Annotated in this window: 20 protein-coding genes, 1 tRNA gene and 1 riboswitch; of the genes, 10 read left to right on the forward strand and 11 right to left on the reverse strand. The window is 74.9% G+C overall.

Annotation, left to right across the window (positions count from 1 at the left end; translation table 11 throughout):
* Nucleotides 1–81: 81 nt before the first annotated feature.
* From Q0840_RS04270 to Q0840_RS04280, 3 genes are all read right to left on the reverse strand, one after another.
* Complete coding sequence (locus tag Q0840_RS04270) at nt 82–321, reverse strand: LuxR C-terminal-related transcriptional regulator (RefSeq protein ID WP_298456797.1); 240 nt, start codon at nt 319–321, stop codon at nt 82–84.
* 108 nt (nt 322–429) lie between these two features.
* Nucleotides 430–1,656, reverse strand: a complete 1,227-nt coding sequence (locus Q0840_RS04275; RefSeq protein WP_298456799.1) for a dienelactone hydrolase family protein — start codon at nt 1,654–1,656, stop codon at nt 430–432.
* Nucleotides 1,657–1,737: 81 nt separating this feature from the next.
* Nucleotides 1,738–2,856 (reverse strand): TerC/Alx family metal homeostasis membrane protein, encoded by a 1,119-nt coding sequence (locus tag Q0840_RS04280; protein ID WP_298456800.1) that lies wholly within the window; start codon nt 2,854–2,856, stop codon nt 1,738–1,740.
* 318 nt (nt 2,857–3,174) lie between these two features.
* Between Q0840_RS04280 and Q0840_RS04285 the strand changes: the two genes are divergently transcribed.
* Nucleotides 3,175–5,058 carry a hypothetical protein gene (locus Q0840_RS04285; protein WP_298456802.1) on the forward strand — a complete coding sequence of 628 codons (1,884 nt, stop codon included), beginning with the start codon at nt 3,175–3,177 and terminating at the stop codon, nt 5,056–5,058.
* Between the two features lie 88 nt (nt 5,059–5,146).
* On the opposite strand, the gene Q0840_RS04290 is transcribed toward Q0840_RS04285, so the two are convergent.
* Nucleotides 5,147–5,728 (reverse strand): iron transporter, encoded by a 582-nt coding sequence (locus tag Q0840_RS04290; protein WP_298456803.1) that lies wholly within the window; start codon nt 5,726–5,728, stop codon nt 5,147–5,149.
* Nucleotides 5,729–5,980: 252 nt separating this feature from the next.
* Here Q0840_RS04290 and Q0840_RS04295 point away from each other — a divergent pair, with 252 nt between their 5' ends.
* Nucleotides 5,981–6,346, forward strand: coding sequence for a nuclear transport factor 2 family protein (locus Q0840_RS04295; protein ID WP_298456805.1), 366 nt, complete (start codon nt 5,981–5,983; stop codon nt 6,344–6,346).
* Nucleotides 6,347–6,761: 415 nt separating this feature from the next.
* Here Q0840_RS04295 and Q0840_RS04300 read toward each other — a convergent pair whose 3' ends face one another.
* The gene (locus tag Q0840_RS04300) at nt 6,762–7,667 is read right to left on the reverse strand and encodes a helix-turn-helix domain-containing protein (RefSeq protein WP_298456807.1); all 906 of its coding nucleotides are present in this window, start codon (nt 7,665–7,667) and stop codon (nt 6,762–6,764) included.
* 56 nt (nt 7,668–7,723) lie between these two features.
* On the opposite strand from Q0840_RS04300, the gene Q0840_RS04305 reads away from it, so the two are divergent.
* Genes Q0840_RS04305 through Q0840_RS04320 form a run of 4 tightly spaced genes read left to right on the forward strand, consistent with a single transcriptional unit; the run spans nt 7,724 to nt 15,480 of the window.
* Nucleotides 7,724–11,113 carry a DUF5107 domain-containing protein gene (locus Q0840_RS04305; RefSeq protein WP_298456808.1) on the forward strand — a complete coding sequence of 1,130 codons (3,390 nt, stop codon included), beginning with the start codon at nt 7,724–7,726 and terminating at the stop codon, nt 11,111–11,113.
* 32 nt (nt 11,114–11,145) lie between these two features.
* Nucleotides 11,146–13,563, forward strand: a complete 2,418-nt coding sequence (locus Q0840_RS04310; RefSeq protein WP_298456810.1) for a beta-galactosidase — start codon at nt 11,146–11,148, stop codon at nt 13,561–13,563.
* Nucleotides 13,564–13,588: 25 nt separating this feature from the next.
* Nucleotides 13,589–14,191 carry a carbohydrate ABC transporter permease gene (locus Q0840_RS04315; protein ID WP_298456811.1) on the forward strand — a complete coding sequence of 201 codons (603 nt, stop codon included), beginning with the start codon at nt 13,589–13,591 and terminating at the stop codon, nt 14,189–14,191.
* Nucleotides 14,188–15,480 (forward strand): cellulase-like family protein, encoded by a 1,293-nt coding sequence (locus Q0840_RS04320; RefSeq protein ID WP_298456813.1) that lies wholly within the window; start codon nt 14,188–14,190, stop codon nt 15,478–15,480. Before Q0840_RS04315 ends, Q0840_RS04320 begins: the two co-directional genes overlap by 4 nt.
* Before the next feature lie 317 nt (nt 15,481–15,797).
* Here Q0840_RS04320 and Q0840_RS04325 read toward each other — a convergent pair.
* Nucleotides 15,798–15,871 (reverse strand) — tRNA-Ile (locus Q0840_RS04325).
* Between the two features lie 400 nt (nt 15,872–16,271).
* Nucleotides 16,272–16,346, forward strand: a riboswitch (cyclic di-GMP riboswitch).
* A 20-nt stretch (nt 16,347–16,366) separates the two neighbouring features.
* Between Q0840_RS04325 and Q0840_RS04330 the strand changes: the two genes are divergently transcribed.
* The 3 genes from Q0840_RS04330 (at nt 16,367) to Q0840_RS04340 (ending at nt 17,911) form a co-directional block, all read left to right on the forward strand.
* Complete coding sequence (locus tag Q0840_RS04330) at nt 16,367–16,600, forward strand: BldC family transcriptional regulator (RefSeq protein ID WP_298456815.1); 234 nt, start codon at nt 16,367–16,369, stop codon at nt 16,598–16,600.
* Between the two features lie 200 nt (nt 16,601–16,800).
* A complete protein-coding gene (gene def, locus Q0840_RS04335; RefSeq protein WP_298456817.1) occupies nt 16,801–17,286 on the forward strand; it encodes a peptide deformylase in 486 nt (161 codons plus the stop codon).
* A gap of 124 nt (nt 17,287–17,410) precedes the next feature.
* Complete coding sequence (locus tag Q0840_RS04340; RefSeq protein ID WP_298456819.1) at nt 17,411–17,911, forward strand: DUF3145 domain-containing protein; 501 nt, start codon at nt 17,411–17,413, stop codon at nt 17,909–17,911.
* 157 nt (nt 17,912–18,068) lie between these two features.
* Here the strand turns inward: Q0840_RS04340 and fabF are convergent, their stop codons facing one another.
* The 5 genes from fabF to Q0840_RS04365 all read right to left on the reverse strand — a co-directional run bounded on the left by fabF (nt 18,069) and on the right by Q0840_RS04365 (nt 22,951).
* Nucleotides 18,069–19,313, reverse strand: a complete 1,245-nt coding sequence (gene fabF / locus Q0840_RS04345; RefSeq protein WP_298456820.1) for a beta-ketoacyl-ACP synthase II — start codon at nt 19,311–19,313, stop codon at nt 18,069–18,071.
* Between the two features lie 88 nt (nt 19,314–19,401).
* Nucleotides 19,402–19,653 carry an acyl carrier protein gene (locus tag Q0840_RS04350; protein ID WP_298456821.1) on the reverse strand — a complete coding sequence of 84 codons (252 nt, stop codon included), beginning with the start codon at nt 19,651–19,653 and terminating at the stop codon, nt 19,402–19,404.
* Between the two features lie 56 nt (nt 19,654–19,709).
* Complete coding sequence (locus Q0840_RS04355; protein WP_298456823.1) at nt 19,710–20,714, reverse strand: beta-ketoacyl-ACP synthase III; 1,005 nt, start codon at nt 20,712–20,714, stop codon at nt 19,710–19,712.
* A complete protein-coding gene (locus Q0840_RS04360) occupies nt 20,711–21,709 on the reverse strand; it encodes an ACP S-malonyltransferase (RefSeq protein WP_298456825.1) in 999 nt (332 codons plus the stop codon). Before Q0840_RS04360 ends, Q0840_RS04355 begins: the two co-directional genes overlap by 4 nt.
* A gap of 78 nt (nt 21,710–21,787) precedes the next feature.
* Nucleotides 21,788–22,951 carry a CdaR family transcriptional regulator gene (locus tag Q0840_RS04365; protein WP_298456827.1) on the reverse strand — a complete coding sequence of 388 codons (1,164 nt, stop codon included), beginning with the start codon at nt 22,949–22,951 and terminating at the stop codon, nt 21,788–21,790.
* Nucleotides 22,952–23,076: 125 nt separating this feature from the next.
* Between Q0840_RS04365 and Q0840_RS04370 the strand changes: the two genes are divergently transcribed.
* Nucleotides 23,077–23,763: a hypothetical protein gene (locus tag Q0840_RS04370; protein ID WP_298456829.1), complete on the forward strand. Its 687-nt coding sequence runs from the start codon at nt 23,077–23,079 to the stop codon at nt 23,761–23,763.
* The last annotated feature ends 74 nt before the right edge of the window (nt 23,764–23,837 follow it).

Here is a 23,837-nt window from a genome sequence, read left to right on the forward strand (position 1 = left end):
GCGGTCGGTCGGCAGTCTGGAAGCCCCTCGGGCGCACTGGACCGCCCTGAGTGACGAAGGCCACACCGGCGAGGGCTCGGGTCAGCGCAGGCCGCACTCGTGCGCCCGGGCGACCGCGTCCGCGCGGGTACGCACGCCGAGCTTGCGGTAGACGCTCTGCACCTGGGTCTTGACGGTGTTGCGGGTGACGAACAGGTCGGCGGCGATCTGGTCGAGGGTGAGGTCGCGCTCGAGGCAGCCGAGCACCACCCGTTCGCGGTCGGTGAGCGGGGCGGACGCCGGGAGCGTCGCGCGGCGGGCGTGCGGGAGCTGGGTGGACATGGGGACCTCCACGGGGGCGGGTGCGGGTGCCCCGGGGGTTCGGACCCGGCAGGGGGTCCGGATGGGTCGGTCCTGCGGGGCCGGCCCACCCGGTCCCGCCACGACACCTCAGCGCGCGGCCAGGGCTCCGTGCAGGAAGTCCGTCACCAGGTCCGCGGCCGCCGCCGTGACGACGTGGTCGCCCGGCAGGATCTCGCCGTGGAAGGTGCCGGTGGCCGCAGGCGCCGCGTACAGGTCGGTCAGCTCCGCGTGGGCCGCCCGGACGCCGGCCGGCGGGAACAGCCGGTCGTCGGCGAAGGACACGGCCAGCAGGTCGTGCGTCCGGCGCCCGGCGGCGATCCGCGGCAGGCCCAGCCGGCCGAGCAGCCCCGGCGTGGTGAGCAGCCACGAGTGCGCGTCGGCCCAGCGGGGCAGCAGGGCGGTGGTCGTCGTCATCATCGCGACCACCGCGGCCGCCCGCAGGTCCGGCACGAGCGACGCGAGCACCGCGGCCCGCCCACCGCCACCGGAGAAGCCGGCGACGGCGACGCGGGCCGGGTCGACGTCCGCGGTCGCGCGCAGCACCTGCAGGGCCACCAGGTCGTCGTGCGCCACCATCCCGGCGAACGACGTGCCGAGCAGGCCCGCGGCCTTGGCCACGACGTGCTCGTGCAGCGCCGCGGCGGCGTCGTAGCGCGCGTGGTCGTCCGGGCTCGTGCCGTCCGCCGACCACGCGGCCTCGGCCCATCGCATGGGCTCGCGCAGGCTGTCCGGCAGGGGATCGAGGGCGAACCGTCGTGAGCCCCACGCGAAGGTGTCGTGCGCGAGGACCACGTGGCCGCTGCGGGCCAGGTCCTCGGCGAGGGCCCGGCCCTCGTACAGCTCTGCCCGCAGTCGCTGTGCGACGTCGGTCGGGTGCGGTGTGCGCAGCAGGCGCTCGGCTCCGACGGACTTGACGCCGCCATGGCAGTGCAGCGCGAGCACGCCGGGCAGCGGCTCGCCGGCGGGCGCGGACGGCCGCAGCAGCCACCCGCGGGTGGGTGGGCCGAAGCCCACCCACCACTCGACGGCCTCCGTGCTCACGCCGTCGCGCTCCCAGCGGCCCAGCGTCCGCAGCCCGGGTCCGGCGGGCGGCACGGAGGTGTCCGGTGACGGCAGGCCGATCAGCTCGGCCAGCAGCGCCCCGACGTCCTGCCCGACGTCGTCACCCGCGCCGTCGCCGGCCCCGTGCAGGTTCCGCGGTGCGGCAGCGCGAGGTCCCGAGCGCGGGACGCGACCGTCGACCCACGACGGCCAGTCCTCGTACCCCCCCAGGGCGCTGGGACGCGGCGTCGGGGGTCGTCCGGCGTCCGGCATGCGGGCCCTGCCTCTCGGGTGCGGTGGCTGCGGTGGCCGGGGACGCCGTCGCGCTCCGGGTGCGGGACGCACGCGTCGCCGTCACCGTGCGCCGGCGCCCCCACCGGCCGTCGTGCTCGGCGCCGACGTCCCCGAGTCGCCGTTCCCGCTGCTGGTGCCCGGCTCGGCGACGTGCGCGGTGTCGGCCGCGTCGCCCTCCTGGCCGCGGGTCGCGTGCAGGCTCGTGGCGGTCACCACGGCGAGCACCACGATGATGACGACCAGCGAGAGCAGCGTCGGGATCTCCGGGACGCCCGACCAGATGCCGTGCGCCCAGTGCAGCACCAGCTTGACGCCGATGAAGCCCAGGATCGCGGCCAGGCCGTACCCGAGGTGGACCAGCTTGCTCAGGGCGCCCTGGAGCACGAAGTACAGCGCCCGCAGGCCCAGGAGGGCGAAGGCGTTGGTCGCGAACACGAGGAACGGGTCGCCGGTGATGCCGTACACCGCCGGCACCGAGTCCACGGCGAACACCACGTCGGTCGCGAACACCGCGACGACGACGACGGCGAGCGGGGTCAGGGACCGCCGGCCGCCCTCGCGCACCGACAGGCGGGTCCCGCGGTAGTCGTCGGTGACCGGCATGAAGCGACGGATCACGCGGACCGAGCGCATGGAGGACACGTCGACGTCGTGGCTGGCGCCGCTGACCTGGTCCCGCAGGATCTTCACGCCGGTGGCCAGCAGGATCGCCCCGAACAGCAGGAACGCCCAGCTCAGGTTGGCGAGGGCGGCTGCGCCCAGGGCGATGAACACCCCGCGCAGGACCAGCGCGCCGGCGATGCCGAACAGCAGGACGCGCTGCTGCAGGACCGCCGGCACCGCGAACGCGCTGAGCAGCAGCATGAAGACGAACAGGTTGTCGACCGACAGCGACTTCTCGACGAGATAGCCGGTGAGGTACTCGATGCCGGTCGTGGAGCCGAACCGCGCCCAGATGTAGCCGCCGAAGGCGAGCGGCAGGGCGATGTAGAACGCGCTCCACCGCAGCGCCTCACGCATCGAGACCTCGTGCGGTCGACGGGTGAGCAGGAAGTCCAGCACCAGCAGCGCGAGGACGCCGACGATCGTCACGGTCCACAGGCCGGGGGTCGCGACGCTGGTCAGGGCGTCGGTGGTCTGGGCAGCGGGGACGCTGGTGGGCAGGGTGGGCAAGGGCAACGGAGTCTCCATCGGTCGAGTGATGTCGCTCCGAGGTCTCCTTCACCTTTCCGTGGAAAGGTCGCCGCCCGAGGTCGCTCACGCGCCGTAGTGACCGGGCCGGTGTTGGGAAGTACTCCCCCCGTGCTCCGCACACCGTACCGGACGGCGACGGGCTCGGCGCTGCGGCCGCGTCCCACGTGACGCATCGCACCGGCAGATATCACCCCCGCCGCGCACGGCGGTCTGCCGGGGCCCGTGCGAGCCTGGGTGGACGACGCACGTGTCGACGGCGGTCTGGAGGTGGGGCATGTGAGGGCGACGGTCGACCGGCCACGGGTGGACAGCGATCAGCACCTCCTGGCCGCCGCGCGGGCAGGGGACGTCGAGGCGTCGGCTGCCCTGCTCGCCCGGCACGCCCCCGCGGCGCGCGCCCTCGGGCAGCGGTACGTGACGTCCCCCGTGGTCGACGACGTCCTCGCCGAGGCGTTCGACGAGGTGGTCTCCGGCGCCGGCGACGACGCCGGCCCACGACTGCCGTTCCGCGCGCGGCTGCTGCGCGCGGTGCGGGACGGCGCCGCCCGGCGCGCGGGCACGGTCGTCGACGGTGCCGCACCGGCGCTGCCGGACGACGCGGTGCTGCGGGCCTACCGTGCCGTGCCCGAGCCGCTGCAGGACGTGCTGTGGTACCGCATGGTCGAGGCGCTGCCGTCCCCGGACGTCGCGCGGGCCCTCGGCCTGCCGCTGAGCGCGGTCCCGCCCGCGATCGCCCGGGCGCGCGACGGCCTGCGCGACGCCTTCCTCGACCGGCACCGCGAGCCGGCGGTCGACGCCGGCTGCACGTGGGTGGACAGCAGGCTGCGGGCGTACCTGCGCGGCCGGACACGGGACAAGGAGACGCTCGCCGTGCGCGAGCACGCGGACCGGTGCGCCCGCTGCGGCGTGGTCGTGGAGGAGGCCGAGGGCGTGGGACAGCGCCTGGCGGCCGCGATGCAGTCCCTCGTGCTGGGGCCGACCGGCCTCGGCGACCTCGCCGGCGTGGGGCTCGCCGTCGAGCGGGGCCCCCGCACGGACGCGGTCCCGACCGCGCGGACGACCGGAACGACGGTCGCCCTCGAGGGGACGGCGGGCGCGGTCGCCGGGTCGACGGCGGCAGCCACCACGGCGGGCGCCGGGCGCGCGCTCGCCGCATCGCCCGCCGCCCGGACGCCGCGCCCCGCGGCAGCGGCCGCGGCCTCGGCGTCTGCCGAGCCCGGTGGCTCCGCCAGGTCCGCCCTCGGTCGGGTGCCGGGACGATCGACGGGCGCACGACTCGCCGGTGCCGTCAGCGACCGCCCGGCCGAGACGTTCGCCGTCGTCGCGCTGAGTGCGCTGCTGGCCACGGTCGGAGTCGCGCTCGTCGCCGGTGGGCAGCAGCCCGGACCGGGTGAGCGGGCGACGGGTGTCGAGGAGAGCGCGACGACGACACCGGGCGGGGAGCCGGCGGCCGGCACCACGCCGTGGGACGCGGGGGACGGCTCCGGTGGTGCGTCAGGACCGGACCCGTCGTCCCCCGGCGGGTCGTCCGTGGGCGACCCGGACGCCGGCGGGTCGCAACCGTCGTGGGCGTACCCCGGCACCATCCCCGTGCGCGCTCCGGAAACGGCGCCCGACGGGTCCGCGACCGGCGGTTCCCCCCGGGACACGAACGCCGACGCCTCACCCGACGGGGTCGGTACCAGCTCGGCCGTCGGGCGTCCGACCGGTGACGGGGACGCGGCGGTCACGGGCTCGCCCACCCGGGAGCGCCCGTCGGTGACTCCCGCGCCGGGAGTCGTCGACCCGACGACGCCGGCGAGCGGAGCGCCCGCCGGGTCGACGCCGGTCCGCGTCACTCCTGTCGCTCCGACACCCGCGCGCCCGGTGCCGACGACCCCCGTGCCGGGGAACCCCGCTCCGGCGAATCCCGCTCCGGCGAATCCCGCACCTGCGGCCCCCTCGCCTGCCAAGCCTGCGCCGGCCCCGCCGGCCCCGCCCGCACCGGTGGCTCCCGCCCCCGGCGACGGGCGCCCCGGCCGCCCGCCTGCGGACGGCAGCGGCGGTCCGGGCAACGGCGGGCCGGGCAACGGCGGGCCGGGCAACGGGCCGCCCGGGGGAGACGGTCCGCCCGGCCAGGGACCGCCCGACGGTCGGCCCGGGAACGGGCCCCCCGGCGGTGGGGGCCCGCCGGGGCGCAACCGATAGCCGCGATCCCGACCCGGGCGCCTCGCGTTCGGGTCACCACCCGCTCTCCGTCGAGTGGGGTGCGGCCCCCGACCCGGGCCGCGGCGTCTCAGGTCGGCGGCTGGACCGGCTCCGACCCCCGGGCGATGGACACCCCGCGGAACTCCACGTCCACCGGCGAGGTGAACCGCCGACCGTTGATCTCGTCGTGCCGCATGAACGTCGGCGGTGACACGTGCACCCGCAGCGTGTACTGGCCGTCGCGCGGGAGCGTCCAGTTCCGGGCGTAGTGGTAGAGCATCGGGTGCCAGACCAGCTCCTGCGGGAACGGGCCGAGCTCATCCCCGTCGGCCCCGACCAGCGTCGCCGTCACCTCCAGGCCCGGGATGAAGCGCCCGTCGGCTGCGTCGCACACGGCGATCTCGACGTGCGCATTCGCCTCACCGGGGTTGTGCCAGGTGAGCTCGTCACCCTCGAGGTGGTACATCCCCTCGGCCTCCTCGATGGCGTACCCGACCAGGTACTCACCCGCGTGCTGGACGCCCCCGGCGTCAGCCACGTGCTCGGCCATGTGGTCCAGCGCGGCGCGGTACGCCCGGCCCTGCTCCACCGCGAGCTCGAGCTGCCGCTCGGTCGCCTCGGACGAGCTCGGGTCCGTCGGCGGGCTCGTCGGTTCAGAGCTGCGTGTCACGGTTCCTCCTCGTCGTTGCGTTGGCTCGTCGACCCTGCACCCGCCCGGCCGCCGTCGCATCTGGGCGCATCCCGTGCCCGCCGCTGCCCCCGGACCGGCAGCCAGGGGCCCGTTCGCCGGAGCGGCCACGCCCCCGTCGACGACGACGCAGCCGCGGAGCCCGCTGCGCGACGGCGTCGGCCCCGGCGCCGGTGGCCTGCACGGGTGCACGGCCGGGTGTGCAGCCGCGGGGATGTCGGGCACCATGACGGGGTGCGATCGACGCGGGAGGTCATCGATGCCCATCTGCAGCGCCGCAAGGCCGGCGACCTCGAGGGCGACCTCGAGGAGAACTACGCGCCCGACGTCGTGGTGCTGACGTGGGGTGAGGGTGCGCAACGCGGCAAGGACGCGATCCGGCGGTGCGCCGACGTGCTGAACACCTACCTCCCCGAGGGCGACTACACCTACCACCAGGTGCTGGTCGAGGACGCCTACGGGATGCTGCAGTGGACGGGCAGGACGAAGTCCACGCAGGTGCACGACGGAGCGGACTCGTACGTGGTGCGCGGCGGGCGGATCGTCGCCCAGACCATCCACTACGCCGCGCGGCACGCCGCCGACGGCGCCCAGCAGTAGGAGCCGGCCGCGCGAACGGTGGACCACCTCATCGGATCCACCCGCCGCGGCACTCTCGGGGCTGCCCGCTGCGCATGGTCGGCGCGCGGCTGAGATCAAGTGGGCCCGACCCAGCTGTCGGGGGTGAGCCGGTAGCACGGTGAGCCGCCTCGGTTTCCGTGGGCCTCCCCTCGACCCGGCACGGGACAGTCCGTCTCCTGTCGCGGGCAGTAGCCGCGCCGGTGCGGCCGTGTCGGGCGCTGCCCGGCTGGCGGGGTCGGCGCGCACCCGCTCCGGCGTCGTCGAGGCGGGCAAGCGTCCCCCAGGAGTCGCTGTTCACGGTCGTCCCCCACGGCGAGCTCCTGGACCGGCGAGCCCTTCGCTTCGACACCTGGTCCGGTCGGCCGGCCTCCGACGCGCGGCCGGTGAGGCCGCGTCAGGTGTCCGCGGGCCTGGTTCGGTAGGCCGTGGGTGACATGCCGTGGACGCGGGCGAACTGGCGCGAGAAGTACATCGCGTCGTCGTAGCCGGCCGCGCGCGCGACACAAGTGACGGTCTCGTCGGAGCTGTCGAGCAACTCCCGGGCGCGGGCCATGCGCAGCTCGGTCTGGTACTTCAGCGGTGAGATCCCGAGCTGGTGGCGGAAGAGCTCGCCGAGCTGGGACGGTCCGAGCCCCACCATCGCCGCCAGGGCGGTCACCGACGTGCGTTGCGGTGTCGTCGCGCGCAGGTGCTCGACGGCGCGCTCAAAGGGGGTCAGGCTCGGTCCCGGGCTGCGCCGCCCGGTCGCGATGACGTGGGCCAGGGCGTTCCACGCCAGCCCGGCGGCGCGGGTGAGGCCCGCGGTGGTGGTGCCGCCGTCGAGCGCGTCGATGGCCTGCGAGATCAGGCTCGCGACGGGGGCGGGGTCGCGCAGGTGAGTCCGCGGCCCGCCTGCGGAGGCGCGGGCGGCCCGGACGAGCTCGGCGGCGTCCGCGCCCGTGACGTGAGACCACCAGACGGTCCACGGGTCGGCGTCCGAGGCCCCGTACTCGTGGGCCTCGCGGGCGGGGAGCAGGACGGCGTCCCCGCGCGCGACCCTGAAGCCGCCCTCCGGGGTGCGGCACCATCCCGAGCCGTCGGTGCAGACCAGGAGGATGTGCTGCGCCGCGCCGTTCGGACGTGAGCGGCCGTGTCGCGCGGCGTGCGGGAACACCCCGACGTCGGTCACCAGCAGGCGCCGGATCACCGGCTGGGTCAGCGCCCGGTGGACCGCCGGACGCGGGACGACCAGCATCCGCTGCCCGGTGAACCCCTCGCGGAGCCTCTCGGCGGGCGGCCCCGAGACCGGCGTTTCGTCCATGTTGGGGAGGGAATCGCCCATCGGCGCGCGGTGTCAAGCGCCCTACGGTCGACCACATGCCTGATGACGTGTCGAAGATCGACCTCCCCGGCGCCCCGCCGGACGTCGCCGATCGCAGTGTGCGGGCCTGGCGCCAGCCGGTCGTCATCGACACCTACGAGCCGGACGACCCGGACCGCTACCCGGCGTACCTGGACCACCGCGTCTACCAGGGCTCGTCGGGTGCGGTGTACCCGCTGCCGTTCACGGAGGGTGTGGCGCGCACCAAGGCGCCGCGGACGTGGGACGCGATCCACCTCGAGAACGAGTACGTGCGCCTGATGGTCCTGCCCGAGCTCGGTGGGCGCATCCACGTCGGCCACGACAAGACCCGCGGGTACGACTTCTTCTTCCGCAACGACGTCATCAAGCCCGCCCTGGTCGGACTGGCGGGACCGTGGCTCGCCGGGGGCGTGGAGTTCAACTGGCCCCAGCACCACCGGCCGGGAACCTTCCTGCCCGCCGAGGCCACCCTCGAGCACGACGACGACGGCTCGGTGACGGTGTGGTGCTCCGACCACGACCCGTTCGCGCGGATGCAAGGCATGCACGGGGTCCGGCTGCGGCCGGGCAGCGCGCTCGTCGAGGTCCGCGGGCACCTCGTGAACCGCAGCGACGACGTCCAGACGTTCCTGTGGTGGGCCAACGTGGCGGCCGAGGTGAACGACGACTACCAGTCGTTCGTCCCCACCGACGTCGGCGTCATCGCCGACCACGCCAAGCGGGCGATCAGCACCTTCCCGGCGGCGAGCGGGCGCTACTACGGCGTCGACTACCCGGCGCAGCGGACCCCCGAGCGGCCGGACGGTGACCGGCTGGACTGGTACCGCAACATCCCGGTGCCGACGTCCTACATGTGCCTGGGCACGCAGGACGACTTCTTCGGCGGCTACGACCACGGCGTGGGAGCCGGGTTCGTCCACTGGGCCGACCACCGCATCGCACCGGGCAAGAAGCAGTGGACCTGGGGGACCGCGCCGTTCGGGCGCGCCTGGGACGCCCACCTCAGCGACACCGCGACTCCCTACGTCGAGCTCATGGCGGGCGTCTTCACCGACAACCAGCCCGACTTCGCGTTCCTTCGCCCGGGGGAGACCCGCACCTTCTCGCAGTACTGGTATCCGATCCAGGACCTCGGCCCCGTCCACCAGGCCACGCGCGACGGCGCCGTCCGGCTCGACGTCGCGCCCGCGGCGCACGGTGGGACGCGTATCCGGATCGCGGTGGGCACGACGGCGCCCCGACCTGCGACCCGGGTCGTCCTGCGCGGCCCGGGCGGCGTGCTGCTGCACGAAGGCGCGCCCGACGTCGCCCCGGGCTCGCCGTACGTGACTGAGCTCGAGCGTGCGGACGCGGTGGATCCGACCGACTGCGAGCTGCAGGTCGTCCACGAGGGGTCGGTGCTCGTGACCTGGCGCCCGCGCCCAGCCGCCGACGACGCCGCCGTCGCCGACGACTTGCCCGAGCCGGCGACCGAACCGCCCGCCCCGGCCGACGTCGACTCGGTCGACGAGCTGTACCTCACCGGCCTGCACCTGGAGCAGTACCGGCACGCCACCCGCTCCCCGGAGCCCTACTGGCAGGAGGCGTTGCGTCGCGACCCGGGGGACGCCCGGTGCCACGTCGCGCTGGCGGCCCGCCGTCAGCGCGACGGGCGCCTCGAGGACGCCGAACGGCATCTGCGTGCCGCGGTCACCCGCCTGACCCGCCGCAACCCGAACCCCCGCGACGGGGAGGCCCACTACCGGCTCGGCATCGTCCTGACCCGGCTGGGACGGCACGACGAGGCCCGCACCGCGCTGGGCGCCGCGCTGTGGGACGCGAGCTGGCAGGACGCCGCCACGGTCGCCGGTGCGCGGCTCGATCTCGCGACCGGGCGGACCGCCGACGCGGCCGAGGCGCTCACCGCCCTCCTGGGACGCGCTCCGGACCACGCGCAGGCGCGCGCCCTCGCGGCCGTCGCCGCCCAGCGGTCCGGCGACGACGCACGGGCGGTCCGGATCCTGCGGGCGGGCCTCGCCCGCAACCCCCTCGACGCCTGGGGGCGGGACCTCGGCGCCCGGTGCGGCCTGGACGTCGTCCCCACCGGCGACCCCACGACCGCGCTCGACGTCGCCCTCGAGTACCGCGCCGCGGGTGAGCGCGACGTCGCCGCGCAGGTCCTCGAGCACGTCACCCGCCTGCCGACGACCCGGGGCCAGCGCAACGTCGCCCCGCTCGCCTGTCTGCACCGCGCCGACCTCGAGCTGGCGCGCGCGGACGATGCCGCCGCCGAGCGCGCGCTGGAGGCCGCCCGCGCGATGGACCGCACCTGGTGCTTCCCGTCCGCCGAGGACCACGACATGCTCGAGCGGCTCCGACGCCGTTGGCCGCACGACCCCCTCGTGGCCGGCCTCGCCGGTCACTGGCTCTACGCGGCCGGCCGCCGCGACGACGCCGTCGTCGCCTGGCAGACGGCCGCATCCGGGGACCCCACCGACCCGGTGGTGCTGCGCAACCTCGGGGTAGCCGCGCACAACGTGCTCGGTGACCCCCACCGCGCCGCGGAGCACTACCGTCGGGCGCGGGCCGCGGCACCCGACGACGCGCGCCTGCTGTACGAGGCGGACCAGATCGAGGGTCGGCGGGGTGCCGAGCCCGCACAGCGGTTGGCCACGCTGCTGGCGCGGCCCGACCTCGTCGCCCGGCGCGACGACCTGTCGACCGGAGTCGCGGAGCTGCTCACGGCGGTCGGCCGCCCGGGCGAGGCCCTCGACGTCCTCGCCGGGCGCGCCTTCCAGCCGTGGGAGGGCGGCGAGGGACGGGTGCTCGACGCGTGGGAGGAGGCGCACCTCGGCCTCGCACGCCGGGCGCTCACGTGCGGCGAACCCGACGCCGCCGTCGAGCACGCCACCGCCGCACTGCACCCGGTCGCCTCGCTCGGCGAAGCGCGCCATCCGCTGGCCACCACGGCGCACCTGCACCTGACGCTGGGCGACGCCCTGGCGGCGGCGGGGCGGGGCGACGACGCCCGCCGAGCCTGGCAGGAGGCGGCCACGCACGGGGGAGACTTCCAGGGCATGCAGGTCCACGCCTGCTCCGAGCGCACGGCCGCCTCCGTCGTCGCGCTGCGCCGGCTCGGCCGTCACGACGACGCCGCCCGGCTGCGGGACGTCCTGGCCGCCTACGTGGAGGAGCAGGCGGCGGTGACGGCCCGGGTCGACTACTTCGCCACGTCGCTGCCGACGATGCTGCTGTTCACGAGCGACATGCAGCACGCCCACGACACGCGCGTCCTGGTCCTGCGGGCGCAGCTGGCCGAGCTCGACGGTCGCCGCGATGACGCCCGGACCCTCGCGGCCGAGGTCCTGGGCCGCGACCCGCTGCACCCGCACGCGCGGGCGCTCCGGACCCCCTCCCTCGTCTGACCCCCCCGACCTGCCGCTCCCCGAGGAGACCCATGGACGACGACGTCATGTACGCCCCGCCACGAACCGCTCACCGACTGCGGGTGGTCCGGGCGCCGGACCCGCGCCGCGGCCACCTGCCGCTCGGCGACCCCGCCGGCACCCCCGACCGCATCGAGGTCACCAGCCGATCGCTCGAGCGCGCCGGCCGACCGTGGTTCCCGGTGACCGGCGAGATCCACTACTCGCGCCTCCCGCGGGACCGGTGGTCCGAGGTGCTCGGGCACGCCCGGGCCGGTGGCCTGGACTCGATCGCGACCTACGTGCTGTGGCGTGCGCACGAGCCCGAGCCCGGTGACTTCCGCTGGGACGGCGACCTCGACCTGCGCGCCTTCGTCGAGCTCGCCGGCTCGCACGGCCTGGACGTCGTCGTCCGGCTCGGGCCGTGGGCGCACGGCGAGGCCCGGTACGGCGGGTTCCCGGACTGGCTCGTCGAGCGCGGACTGGCAAGCCGGACGAACGCCCCGGCGTATCTCGAGCTCGTGCGCCGCTTCTACGCGCAGTCGGTCGGCCGGCTGGCCGGTCTGACGCACGCCGACGGCGGCCCCGTCGTCGGCGCCCAGGTCGACAACGAGCTCTACGACCAGCCCGACCACCTCGCCACCCTGCGCACGATCGCCGAGGAGCTCGGGCTCCGGGTTCCGCTGTGGACGGCGACCGGCTGGGGCGGGGCGCAGGTCCCGCATACCCTGCTGCCCCTCTACAGCGCCTACTCGGACGGCTTCTGGGAGGACTCCGTGACCGAGTGGCCGTCGTTCGCCGCGTCCCACTTCCGCTACAGCCCGGTCCGGGACGACCTGTCGGTCGGCGCGGACCTGCGCGAGGCGCTCGACGGGATCGTCCTGGACCCGGACGCCGTCCCGCTGAAGGACGACGACGCCCTGCCGTTCGCCACCTGCGAGCTCGGCGGCGGGATGCACGTGGCTTACCACCGGCGTCCTCTCGTCACCCCCGACGACGTCGCGGCGCTCGCCCTGGCCAAGATCGGCAGCGGGTCGGTCTGGCAGGGCTACTACATGTACGCCGGCGGGACGCAGCGGCGGGCTGCCGTGCCCGGCCAGGTCGGCGGGGAGCAGGAGTCGCAGGCGACCGGCTACCCCAACGACGTGCCCGAGCTGAGCTACGACTTCCACGCGCCGATCGGCGAGCACGGGCAGATCCGCCCGCACCACCACCTGCTGCGGCGACAGCACCTGTGGCTCGCGGCCGACGGGGAGCGGCTCGCCGCCATGACGACCACCGTCGGCGGCGGCAGCGAGCGCACCGACGACCTGCGGTGGGCCGTGCGCAGCGACGGGCTCAGCGGCTACCTCTTCCTCACCACCTACCAGCCGGTCCAGCAGCCGCTGCCCGCGCAGGAGGGCGTCCAGGTGACGGTCGCGTTCGACGACGTCGACCTCACCGTCCCGACGGTGCCGGTCGACCTCCCGGCCGGGGTCTCGGTGGCGTGGCCCCTGCGCTACCGGCTCACGGAGGACGTCCTGCTGCGCAGCGCCACCGCGCAGCTCCTCACGCGCGTGCGGGACCCCGAGGGCGGCGACGTCGTCGTGCTCGCGGCGACGCCCGGGGTCCCGGTGGAGCTGGTCCTCGAGGGCGACCTCCCGGTCGGCGGCGCCGGCCGCGGCGAGCACCGAGACGGCGCCACCGTGGTGGAGCTCCTGACGCCGCCCGGACGCACGTGCGTCGTCGACATGCCGGGCGCTCGCGTCCTCGTGCTCGACGCGGCCACCGCCGACCGCCTGTACCGGCTGGAGGTCGCCGGGCGCGAGCGCCTCGTGCTGTCCGACGCCCCGCTCTACGCCGAGGACGGCGCGCTCGTGCTGCACCCGGACACCGAGCACGTCAGCGTGTCGCTCCTGCCCGCGCCGGCCGCCGCACACGCCTCCGGCGCCCGGGCAGAGCGTGCGCCGGACGACGGGCCCTGGCGGAGCTGGTCGCTGGAGGTGCCCGGAGCGGGGCGCCGCGCGATGCTGAACGGCCCGCGGACGGTCGACGGGAGCCCACCGACACCCGCCCACGGCGGACCGATGGGTCGCCTCAGCGCGCCGACCGACTGGTCCGGCGCCGCTCACGTCCACGTCGAGGTGCCGTCCGACGCCCTGGACGGCGTCGACCGGGTCCTGCTCCGGGTGACCTGGCGCGGCGACGCGGGGCGCGCTTACGTCGGGGACCGCCTCGTGAGCGACCACTTCTGGCACGGCCGGGTGTGGGACCTGGACCTCACGCCGCTGCGTGACGAGGTCGCGCGGTCCGGCGTCCGTCTCGAGCTGCTGCCGTGGCACGCCGACGCCGGCGTCTGGGTCGATCCGTCGGTCCGGGACGTCGACGACGGCGTGACGGTCGACGCGGTCGACGTCGTCCGCGTCGCACGCGTGCGCCTCGAGCTGGAGGAGGCGGCGTCGTGGACCTGACCCGCCGGCACCTGCGAGCACCGTGGTGGCGACCATCAGCACCGTCGCCACTGTGTTCTTCTCCTCGCTCGCGGGGTTCGGTTTCGCCAAGTACGAGTTCCGTGGCAAGAAGGTGCTGTTCGACGTGATGTTCTCGTCGCTGGCCGTGCCGTTCGCGGTGATCGTCGTGCCGCTGTTCATCCTCGTCGCCAAGCTTGGGCTGGCGAACCCGTTCTTCGCGCTCATCGTGCCGTGGGTAGCGCCCGCGTTCGGCATCTTCATGATGCGCCAGTGCACCGAGCAGGCCGTCCCGGACGAGATCCTCGACGCCGCGCGCATCGACGGCTGCTCGGAGTTCCGGACCTTCTGGACCGTCGTGCTGCCGCTGCTGCGACCGGCGATCGGCGCGCTGGCGGTGTGGAGCTTCCTCAACACGTACGACACGCTGCTGTGGCCGCTGGTCATCGTCGCCGAGCCGGAGTACTACACCGTCCCGCTGGGCCTGCAGGCGCTGTTCGGGGCCGAGGGGCGGCAGTACGACCTCGTCATGGCCGGCTCGATCCTCGCCGCGGTCCCTGCGCTGGTCATCTTCGTCCTGCTGCGCAAGCAGCTGGTGTCCGGGCTGACCGCCGGGGCGGTGAAGGGATGACGACACCACTCGCCGCCGTCCCCGCACACCTGCCCGACCGGCTCGCGATCACCTTGTGGGACTTCTCCTGGTACGTCCGCACCGGGCCTGGGGAGCCGTTCGAGGACCTCGACGCCGCCTTCACGCAGGCCCGGGACCGCGGGTACAACGCGGTGCGCATCTGCGCCATGCCGTTCCTGGTCTTCCGGTCGGGGCTGGACACGACGGCACTGCGTCTGGGGCCGATCGGCAACGGGTACGCCGGGCGCGTGCGCTGGTACGACGTGGCCGCGCCCACGACCATCGACGCTCGCACGCACCTGCTGGAGCTGTTCCGGGCCGCCGACCGGCACGGCATGGTCGTCATCGCCTCCTCCTGGGAGTACCAGCAGAGCCCGGCCTTCGCCGCCGACCGCTCCTGGTACGACGCCCTGCACGCGGTCGAGCCCGACGACCGGCTCGTGGTTCTCGGCGAGGCGCTCGCCGACCTCGTCGACCTCCTCGTCGAGCACGGGTTGGGCCACACCCTGGCCTTCGTCGAGCCGCACAACGAGGTCCAGGCGGGCCACCTCACCGTGGGCCTCCCCGGCCGGGCGGACCCCGTGGTCGAGCTCAAGGACCGGCTCGAAGCGGGCATCGCCGCCTTCAGCGCCCGCCACCCGGACGTGCTCTGCGGACCCAACTACGCCGCCGTCCCGGTCACCGCGATGCGCGGCCTGCCGGACAACGCCGGGGTCCTCGTCGTGCACCCGTACGTGTACGGCGTCCTGGACGACCTCGTCGGGGAGTTCGCCCTGCGCGGCGACCCCGCGGACTTCCCCCAGGAGCGCGCCGATGCCGAGCTGCTGCGACCGGGCGCACCGCGCCTGGTGGAGTGGGCGCCGCCCGCCGACGAGGAGTGGAAGCGGCACGCCTCGATCGTCGGTCACGCCGAGATCTACGTGCACGACTGGTGCGACCCGGCTGCGGTGGACCGGTGGCAGTACGAGCGCTACGGCGCCCACCGCATCGCCATGGCGAACCGGCTCGAGGAGTGGATCGGCGTCGCGGCCGACCACGCCGCCCGCCTGGGCATCCCGCTGGTGCTCGGTGAGGGATGGGTGGGGTACACGCCCCGGGACTGCCGCTTCGAGGAAGGGCCGGTCGGGGCGCAGATCTGCCGGGACGCCGTTCGTCACGCCGCGCGGGTGGGTGCCTGGGGTTCGGTGGTGTGCTCCAACGCCGCTCCCCACCACGCGATGTGGGCCGACGCTGGCCTCCAGCGAGAGTGCAACGCCGTGCTGCTTGGGTCCTTGCCGGGCGAGTCGTGAGAGGCCCGGCGACTCGACGGTGACCGTGCGGCGGCGTCCCGCTGTGAAGAGGGAGCGCACAGGATCGCCGTGTACTTCGTCACTCACGGTGGCAGTCGCCCGCCGCCGTGAGCCGGGGGCTGCTCAGCAGATCGCCGCGGACTTCGGCATCAGCGAGTCGTGCCTGCGCAACTGATGGCGTGCCGCCGAGGTGGCCGACGGCCACCGGCGCAAACTCCGCAGGATGCGGACCAGATGCGGACCAGACCGCCTCTGGAGCCCCTCCGGCGCGACTCGGTGAACCGACCTTTCGGCGCCGTGACCTGGGTGAACGTCGGTGGGCCAGGTGGGGCTTGAACCCACGACCCACGGATTATGAGTCCGCTGCTCTGACCGGCTGAGCTACTGGCCCGTCCCGCCAGGGTACCGGCTGAGGTCGTCCACGGGTCGTGCTCCGGGGACGGGGTGGACGCACCCGGCCCGCTGGGGAGGAACCGCGCTCGCCCCCGGCGGCGCCGGCCCGACGTCGCTGCCGGAGTGGAGAGGGCACCTCACCCGCACAGGGTGAGGCGCCCTCGGTCGGCGGTTTCCCGCCCGCCCCGCTCGCGCCTGGACGTTGGTTCGATCTTAGGCCGCTCTTTGCCTGTTCCCCAAGCCCCCGGAGCCACGACTTCGGTGATCCGGCCCGCCGACCACCCGACGCAGGCGGGATCACCCGTCCGGGTGTGACGGGCGCCACGAGATCGGGCTTCCGGGATGTCCGGGTGCGTCGGTCATTGAACAAATGTCCCCTTCTGCCGATCATGACGACGTCAGCGACACGGCAAACCCGCCGCGAGGTGGGGACGCAAAGCCACGGGGCCCGTCGGGCCAGCCGAGCCACCGAACGACACGAGAGGTCATCACCATGGTCACGTCAGTCAGCCCGCCCCCGAGCGCGGAGCCGCAGGGCTCCGGGGCGCTCCTCACGCCGTCGGAGGTGGCCACGCTGTTCCGCGTGGATCCCAAGACGGTCACGCGCTGGGCGAAGGCGGGCAAGATCTCCGCCATCCGCACCCTCGGCGGGCACCGCCGGTTCCACGAGGACGAGGTCCGCCAGCTGCTCGGCGGCGTGCCGGAGCAGCGACCGCCGCAGGCCTGATCGGGCGCCTCCCCGGCACCCGGTCGGCACGTCGCCGGCACCGCCGGCCGGTCGCGGGCCACCGTGCCCGGCCGGCGTCGCCGATCCGCGCGCGGCCGCGACGCCGCCCGGCGCCCGCACCATCCGGCGCCGCCCGTACCACCTGGCGCCGACGGCGGCCCGGCCGGGCGACGCCCCGCGTGCATGGCAGGATCGACGCCATGGCGATGAGAGAGATCCGCACCGTCGGCGATCCGGTGCTGCGCACCCCGTGCGAGCCGATCACGGTGGTCGACGACCGGGTGCGGTCCCTGGTGGACGACCTCCTGGAGACGGTCGACCACGAGGGCCGGGCCGGGCTCGCCGCCAACCAGATCGGCGTCAACCTGCGGGCCTTCTCCTGGAACATCGACGACGAGGTCGGCTACGTCCTCAACCCCCGGATCGTGGAGCTGTCGGACGACTACCAGGACGGTGACGAGGGCTGCCTCTCGGTGCCGGGGCTCTGGTACCCGACCGAGCGTGCCTGGTACGCCCGCGTGGTCGGCACCGACCTGGACGGCGGCGAGGTCGTCGTGCAGGGCACCGAGCTGATGGCACGCTGCCTGCAGCACGAGGTCGACCACCTGGACGGCATGCTGTACCTGGACCGGCTGGAGCGGTCCGTGCGCAAGAAGGCGATGCGCGCGATCCGCGAGCAGCTGTAGGCGTTGGTCCTGCGCCACGGCGTAGGGCATGATGACGGCAGCACGCCGCAGATGTGTGCACACCTCCCGTCACGGGGCTGAGGTCGTTGGGGAAGACGAACCTCGACCCGACAGGAGGACCGACATGGCTGGTGCCATCACCCGCGGCGTACTTTTCGTGCACTCGTCGCCGCGCGCGCTGTGCCCGCACGTCGAGTGGGCGGCAGGCAGCGTGGTGGGGGCGCGCCTGTCCCTGGACTGGACCGAGCAGCCCGCGGCGCCCGGCATGTTCCGTGCCGAGCACTCGTGGCAGGGCCCCCAGGGCACCGGCGCGCGCCTGACGTCTGCCCTGCGCGGCTGGGCGCACCTGCGCTACGAGGTGACCGAGGAGGCCAGCCACGGCACCGACGGGTCGCGGTGGAGCCACACGCCCGAGCTCGGGATCTTCCACGCCGCCACCGACGTGCACGGCAACGTCGTGGTCCCGGAGGACCGGATCCGCGCGGCGTTGCAGCACGGGGCGGACCCGGCGCGGCTCCAGGTCGAGCTCAACCTCGCCCTCGGGCAGGCGTGGGACGACGAGCTCGAGCCGTTCCGCTACGCCGGCGCCGGAGCGCCGGTCCGCTGGCTGCACCGGGTCGGCTGACCCGTCGGCGGTCGGCGCCGGACCGACGCCTCCGCCGGGACGGACGCCCCGCACGCACGGACGGCCCGCACGCACGGACGCCCCGCACGCACGGAGGCCCGCCCACGAAGACGGCCCCGCACCGAGCACCGGTGCGGGGCCGTCAGTGGTCGTGGCCTCAGACGTTCGTGACCACCAGCGCCACGTTGTGCCCGCCGAAGCCGAACGAGTTGTTGATCGCGGCGAGCTGTCCCTGCGGCAGCTCGCGTGCGGTGTCCCGGACGAGGTCCAGGTCCAGCTCGGGGTCGGGCTGGGTGACGTTGATGGTGGGCGGCGCGGTGCGGTCCCGCAGGGCCAGCACGCTGAAGATCGTCTCCAGCGCGCCCGCCGCGCCCAGCAGGTGGCCGGTCATCGACTTGGTCGCGGACAGCCGCACGTGGTCGGCGTCGCCGCCCAGCACCGCGCGGATGCCGCGGACCTCGATCAGGTCGCCGACCGACGTGGACGTCGCGTGGGCGTTGATGTGGACCACGTCGCGGGCGCTGACGTCCGCGTCGGCCATGGCGCGCTGCATCGCGGCGGTCTGGCCGACCCCGGTCGGCTCGGGTGCGGCGATGTGGTGCGCGTCGCCGCTCATGCCGAGGCCGGCGACGCGGCCGTACACCCGGGCGCCACGTGCCCGGGCGTGGTCGGCGCTCTCGAGCACCACGACGCCGGACCCCTCGCTGAGCACGAACCCGTCCCGGGTCACGTCGTAGGGCCGCGAGGCGCCGGCCGGGTCGTCGTTGCGGGTCGACAGCGCCTTCATGGCGGCGAACGCGGAGATCGGCATGGGGTGGACGGCGGCCTCGGTGCCGCCGGCGATCACGACGTCGGCGCGTCCGGAGCGGATCATCTGCACGCCGTAGGCGATCGCCTCGGCGCCCGAGGCGCACGCCGAGACCGGCGCGTGCACGCCTGCGCGGGCGCCGAACTCGATGGACACGTTCGCGGCGGGGGAGTTGGGCATGAGCATGGGGACCGTCATGGGCAGGACGCGGCGGGCGCCCTTCTCCCGGACGGTGTCCCAGCCGTCCAGCATGGTCCAGATGCCGCCGATGCCGGACGCGACCACGGCGCCCAGGCGCTCGCCGTCGACCTCGGGGGAGCCGGCGTCGGCCCACGCCTGGCGGGCCGCGATCAGCGCGTACTGCGCCGACGGGTCCATGCGCTTGGTCTCGGGCCGGGACAGCACCTCGGACGCGGGGACGGCGACGGAGCCGGCGAAGGACACCGGGATGCCGTAGGTCTCGGCCCAGTCGTTGTCGAGCGTGCGGATGCCCGACCGTCCCGCGAGTGCGGCCTCCCACGTGCTCGGGACGTCACCGCCGAGCGGTGTCGTCGCGCCGAGACCGGTGATCACGACGTCGGGTGCGGTGCTCATGGCTGGGGCTCCTGGGCGGTGGTGAGGTCCCGGGGCGGGCGCCCGCCGGTCGGCGGGCGCCCGCCCCGGGTCGTACGGGCGTGCGGTCTCAGGCGGACTGGGCGCCGGAGATGTAGGAGACGGCGTCGCCGACCGTCGTGAGGTTCTTGACCTCGTCGTCGGGGATGCGCACGGAGAACTTCTCCTCCGCGAGCGTGACGATCGTCATCATCGACAGGGAGTCGATGTCGAGGTCGTCGGTGAAGGACTTCTCGGGCAGGACGGAGTCGGTCGGCAGACCGGTCTCCTCGCTGACGATCTCGGCCAGTCCGGCCTGGATCTCCTGCTCGCTGTACGCCATGGGGGTGTCTCCTTGTGTGTCGGGTGATGCCTGGGTCGTGGACGGAGCCGAGTCTGTCAGGGCAGGACGACGACCTGCGCCGCGTAGACCAGCCCGGCACCGAAGCCGATCTGCAGCGCGAGGGCGCCGCTGGGCACCTGACCCTCCCGCAGCAGCCGCTCGGCGGCCAGCGGGATGGACGCCGCGGACGTGTTGCCGGTGTCGGCGATGTCGCGACCGATCACGACGGACTCGGGCAGCTTCAGCTGCTTGATCATCTGGTCGATGATCCGCATGTTGGCCTGGTGCGGGATGAAGGCCTCGATCTGCTCGGGCTCGACGCCGGCCGCGGCCATGGCCTGGGACGCGATCGGCGCCATCTGGAACCCGGCCCACTTGAAGACCGTCGGGCCCTCCTGGCGCAGGGTCGGCCAGCCGGCGTCGGTGTCGCGCACGTCGAGCCAGGAGTGGGTCTGGCGGATGGCCTGCGCCTGCGCGCCGTCCGACCCCCACACCGTCGGGCCGATGCCCGGGGTGTCGGACGCCCCCACGACGACGGCGCCCGCGCCGTCACCGAGCAGGAACGAGATGCTGCGGTCGGTCGGGTCGACGAACTCGCTCATCTTCTCGGCGCCGATCACCAGCACGTTGCGCGCCGTCCCGGCCCGCACCAGCGCGTCGGCCTGGGCGATGCCGTAGCAGTAGCCGGCGCAGGCGGCCGAGATGTCCCACGCGGCGGCCGGGGTCGCGCCGATCCGGTCGGCGATGATCGCCGCCCCCGCCGGGGTCTGGTGGAAGTAGGTCACCGTGGACAGCAGCACCGCGTCGATGTCCGCCCCGGTCAGCCCGGCGGCCTTGATCGCGTCGTTCGCGGCGGCCTCGGCCAGGTCCAGCACGTCGGTACCCTCGGCCGCGCGGCGGCGGGTGACGATGCCGGTCCGCTGCCGGATCCACTCGTCGGAGGAGTCGATGGGCCCCACGAGGTCGTCGTTGGGGACGGTGAGCTCGCCCCGGACGGCGCCCAGCCCCAGGATCCGGGTGTGCGCAGGTCCGGTGGCCTGGGTCAGGGTCGGTCGCGTCACGACGGGTTCCTCCTGGAGTCGGGCGTACCGGGGGTCCCGGCGTGGCGGCGCACGAGGTCACGCGCCGCGTCGAGGTCCGTCGGGGTCTTGACGGGATGCGTCTCGACCCCCGGCAGGGTACGTCGGGCCAACCCGGTCAGCACGCCCGCGGGCGCGAGCTCGACGAGCCCCGTGACGCCGAGGTCCTGCATCGTGGTCTGGCACAGGTCCCAGCGGACCGGGTTGGCCACCTGCGCGACCAGCCGGTCCAGGGCCTGCGCACCGGAGGTCACCTCGGTCCCGTCCGCGTTCGTCAGCAGCCTCACGCGCGGGTCGGCCGGTACCGTCCCGCGCGCGGCGGCGGCGAGCTCGTCCACGGCTGCCGCCATGTAGGTGGTGTGGAAGGCGCCCGCGACCTGCAGCGGCACCACCCGCGCGCGGGCCGGCGGGTCGGCGGCGAGCGTCGCGAGGGAGCCGAGGTCGCCGGCGGCCACGACCTGGCCCGCGCCGTTGACGTTGGCGGCGGTCAGTCCCAGCTCGGCGAGCCGGTCGAGCACCGCCTGCGGGTCACCGCCGAGCAGTGCGCTCATGCCGGTCGGCGTGACGGCCGCGGCCCGCGCCATCGCGGCCCCACGGACGGCGACCAGGCGCAGCGCCTCGTCCTCGGTGAGCACGCCGGCGACGGCGGCCGCCCCGAGCTCGCCCACCGAGTGCCCGGCGACGACGTCGACGGCGCCCTGCGGCGGCCTGCCGGCGGGGTCGACGTCGAGCAGCGAGACGCCCGGTCCGGCGAGGAGTGCGCGGAAGGTCAGCAGTGCGGTGGCCACCAGCAGCGGCTGGGCGACGGCGGTGTCCCGGATCGTGTCGGCGTCCGACGTCGTCCCGTGCGTCACCAGGTCCTGCCCGACGACGTCGGACCACCGCTCGAGCAGGGGACGCGCCCCCTCGAGCTCGAGCCACGGGACGAGCATGCCGGGGGACTGGGCACCCTGGCCGGGGCAGGCGACGACGAGCACCTGTCCACTGTGCCGAACGCCGGCCCCGGGCCCGGCTCACGACCCGCACGAAGGATCCGGAGCCGGTTTGTCCGGACGCTACAACGCGCCCTCGAGGCGACCGAGCGCCAGCGCGGTCTGCAGCACGTACGACTCACGGGGGTCCAGGGGGTCCCAGCCGGTGGACTCGGACACCTTGCGCAGCCGGTAGCGCACGGTGTTGGGGTGCACGTACAGGGTGCGGGCGGCGGCCTCGAGCGACCGGCCGCTGCCCAGGTACGCCGACAGCGTCTCGAGCAGCGAGCCGGTGCTGGCCAGCAGCGGGCGGTACGCCTGCTCCACCAGGGTGCGTCGGGCGGTGACGTCCCCGGTGAGCACGCGCTCGGGCAGCAGGTCGTCCGCGGCGACCGGCCGCGGGGCCTGCTCCCAGGCAGGGGCGGCGAGCAGTCCGGCCAGGGCGGCGCGCGCGGAGCGTGCCGACGCGTCCAGGCCCTCGACCAGCGGGCCGATCACGACCGGTCCCGGCCCGAAGCGGGGGAGCAGGGTGGTGGCGGCCGCGCGCAGGTCACCCTCGCCGCCGAGGAAGACCACGAGCCGCTCGCCCTGGATGCCGACCAGGGCGTCGTCGGCGGCGCGGCGGGTGGCCCGGCGCAGGTCCGCCGCACGCACGTCGTCCAGCGGCGAGCTGGACGTGCCCACCAGGACGAGGGTCGACCCCCGCCCCGACCACCCCAGCGCGGCCACCCGGGACCGCAGCGAGTCGTCGATCTCCCCGCGGACGAGCGCGTCGACGACCAGGGCCTCCAGGCGTGCGTCCCAGGCGCCGCGCACCTCGGCCGCCCGGGCGTAGACCTCCGCCGCGGAGAACGCGACCTCGCGGGAGTAGCGCAGCACCGCCTCGCGCAGGTCCCGCTCGTCACCCGGTGCGGCGAGCTGGTCGCTGTTCTCCTCGACCACGTCGACCGCGACCCGCACGAGCTGGAGCGTCTGCTGCAGGGAGATCGACCGGGTCAGCTCCGGCGGGGCGGCGGAGAAGATCTCACCGACACCGCGCGCCGGCCCGGCTGCCTGGCCGTACCAGGAGATGAACGCCCGGATGCCCGCCTGGGCGACCAGACCCACCCAGGACCGGTCCTCGGCCGGCAGCGCCCGGTACCACGGCAGGTCCTCGTCCAGCCGCCGCAGCGCCGCCGCGGTGAGCAGGCCGTTGCCGTCCCGGACGCGTCGCAGCGTGTCGGCCCCGGGCGTGGGGTGAGAGATCATCCGCCGAGCATAGAGCGAGCCGTTGTGGGGAGTCGACAAAGCGCACGCCGCAGCATGGTGTCCGACGACGCCTCCATCCCCGCGCTGGCAGGGTGGGCGGAGGGCCGAGCGGCTATGGTCTCAGCATGGCTCTGCTCCCCCGACTACGCCAGCTCATGAGACGTCCGTCGTCGGCGTCGAAGGTCGGCGCGCGCCGGCCGACGTCGGCCGCTCGCCGTGGCGACACGCTGCACGAGGACGCCCTGCGCTCGATGTTGAGCGACGACCCCAACAACGTGCGCGCCTTCCAGGCCCTGGCGGAGATCGTCCGCCGCCGTGCGGCCGAGAGCGCGGTGGACGGCGACCCGCTGAGCGCCCCGCACGACGAGAACGAGAAGCAGCGGGCCGCGGACCTCGCGGTCTGGTCCCTCGGGGAGGAGCTGGCCGGGCACCCGCGCGCCTGGTACCCGCTCGTGGAGCTCGCGCGCCTGTCGGTGCACGACGACCACGACGGTGCGATGCGGCGCCTGCTGACCGCGGCCGAGCGGGACACGACCGGTGAGGCGCTCGCCGAGGGCCTGGCCGTCCTGCGCGACGCAGGTCAGCCGGTCGAGGCCCTCGGGCTCGGCGTCGGTCACTGGCGCCCGCGCGAGCACACCCCCGCGGTCGGTGCCCACCTGGTCCGCGCCGCGATCGAGGCCGACCGCGCGTTCGAGGCACGCCAGCACCTGCGGTCCCTGGACATGTACCCCGACCAGCGCTCGATCGCGGACCTGAAGTCCGAGCTGGACGCGCTGGTCACCCGCGCGGAGTCGCAGACGACCGGCGCCTAGGCCACCCGGCGCGCCCCGCGTCGCCGGTCCTGCACGCGACCGGCACCCTGCACCACGAGGAGGGCCCCGTCACC

The organism is uncultured Cellulomonas sp. (assembly GCF_947494015.1).
GTDB lineage: Bacteria > Actinomycetota > Actinomycetes > Actinomycetales > Cellulomonadaceae > Pengzhenrongella.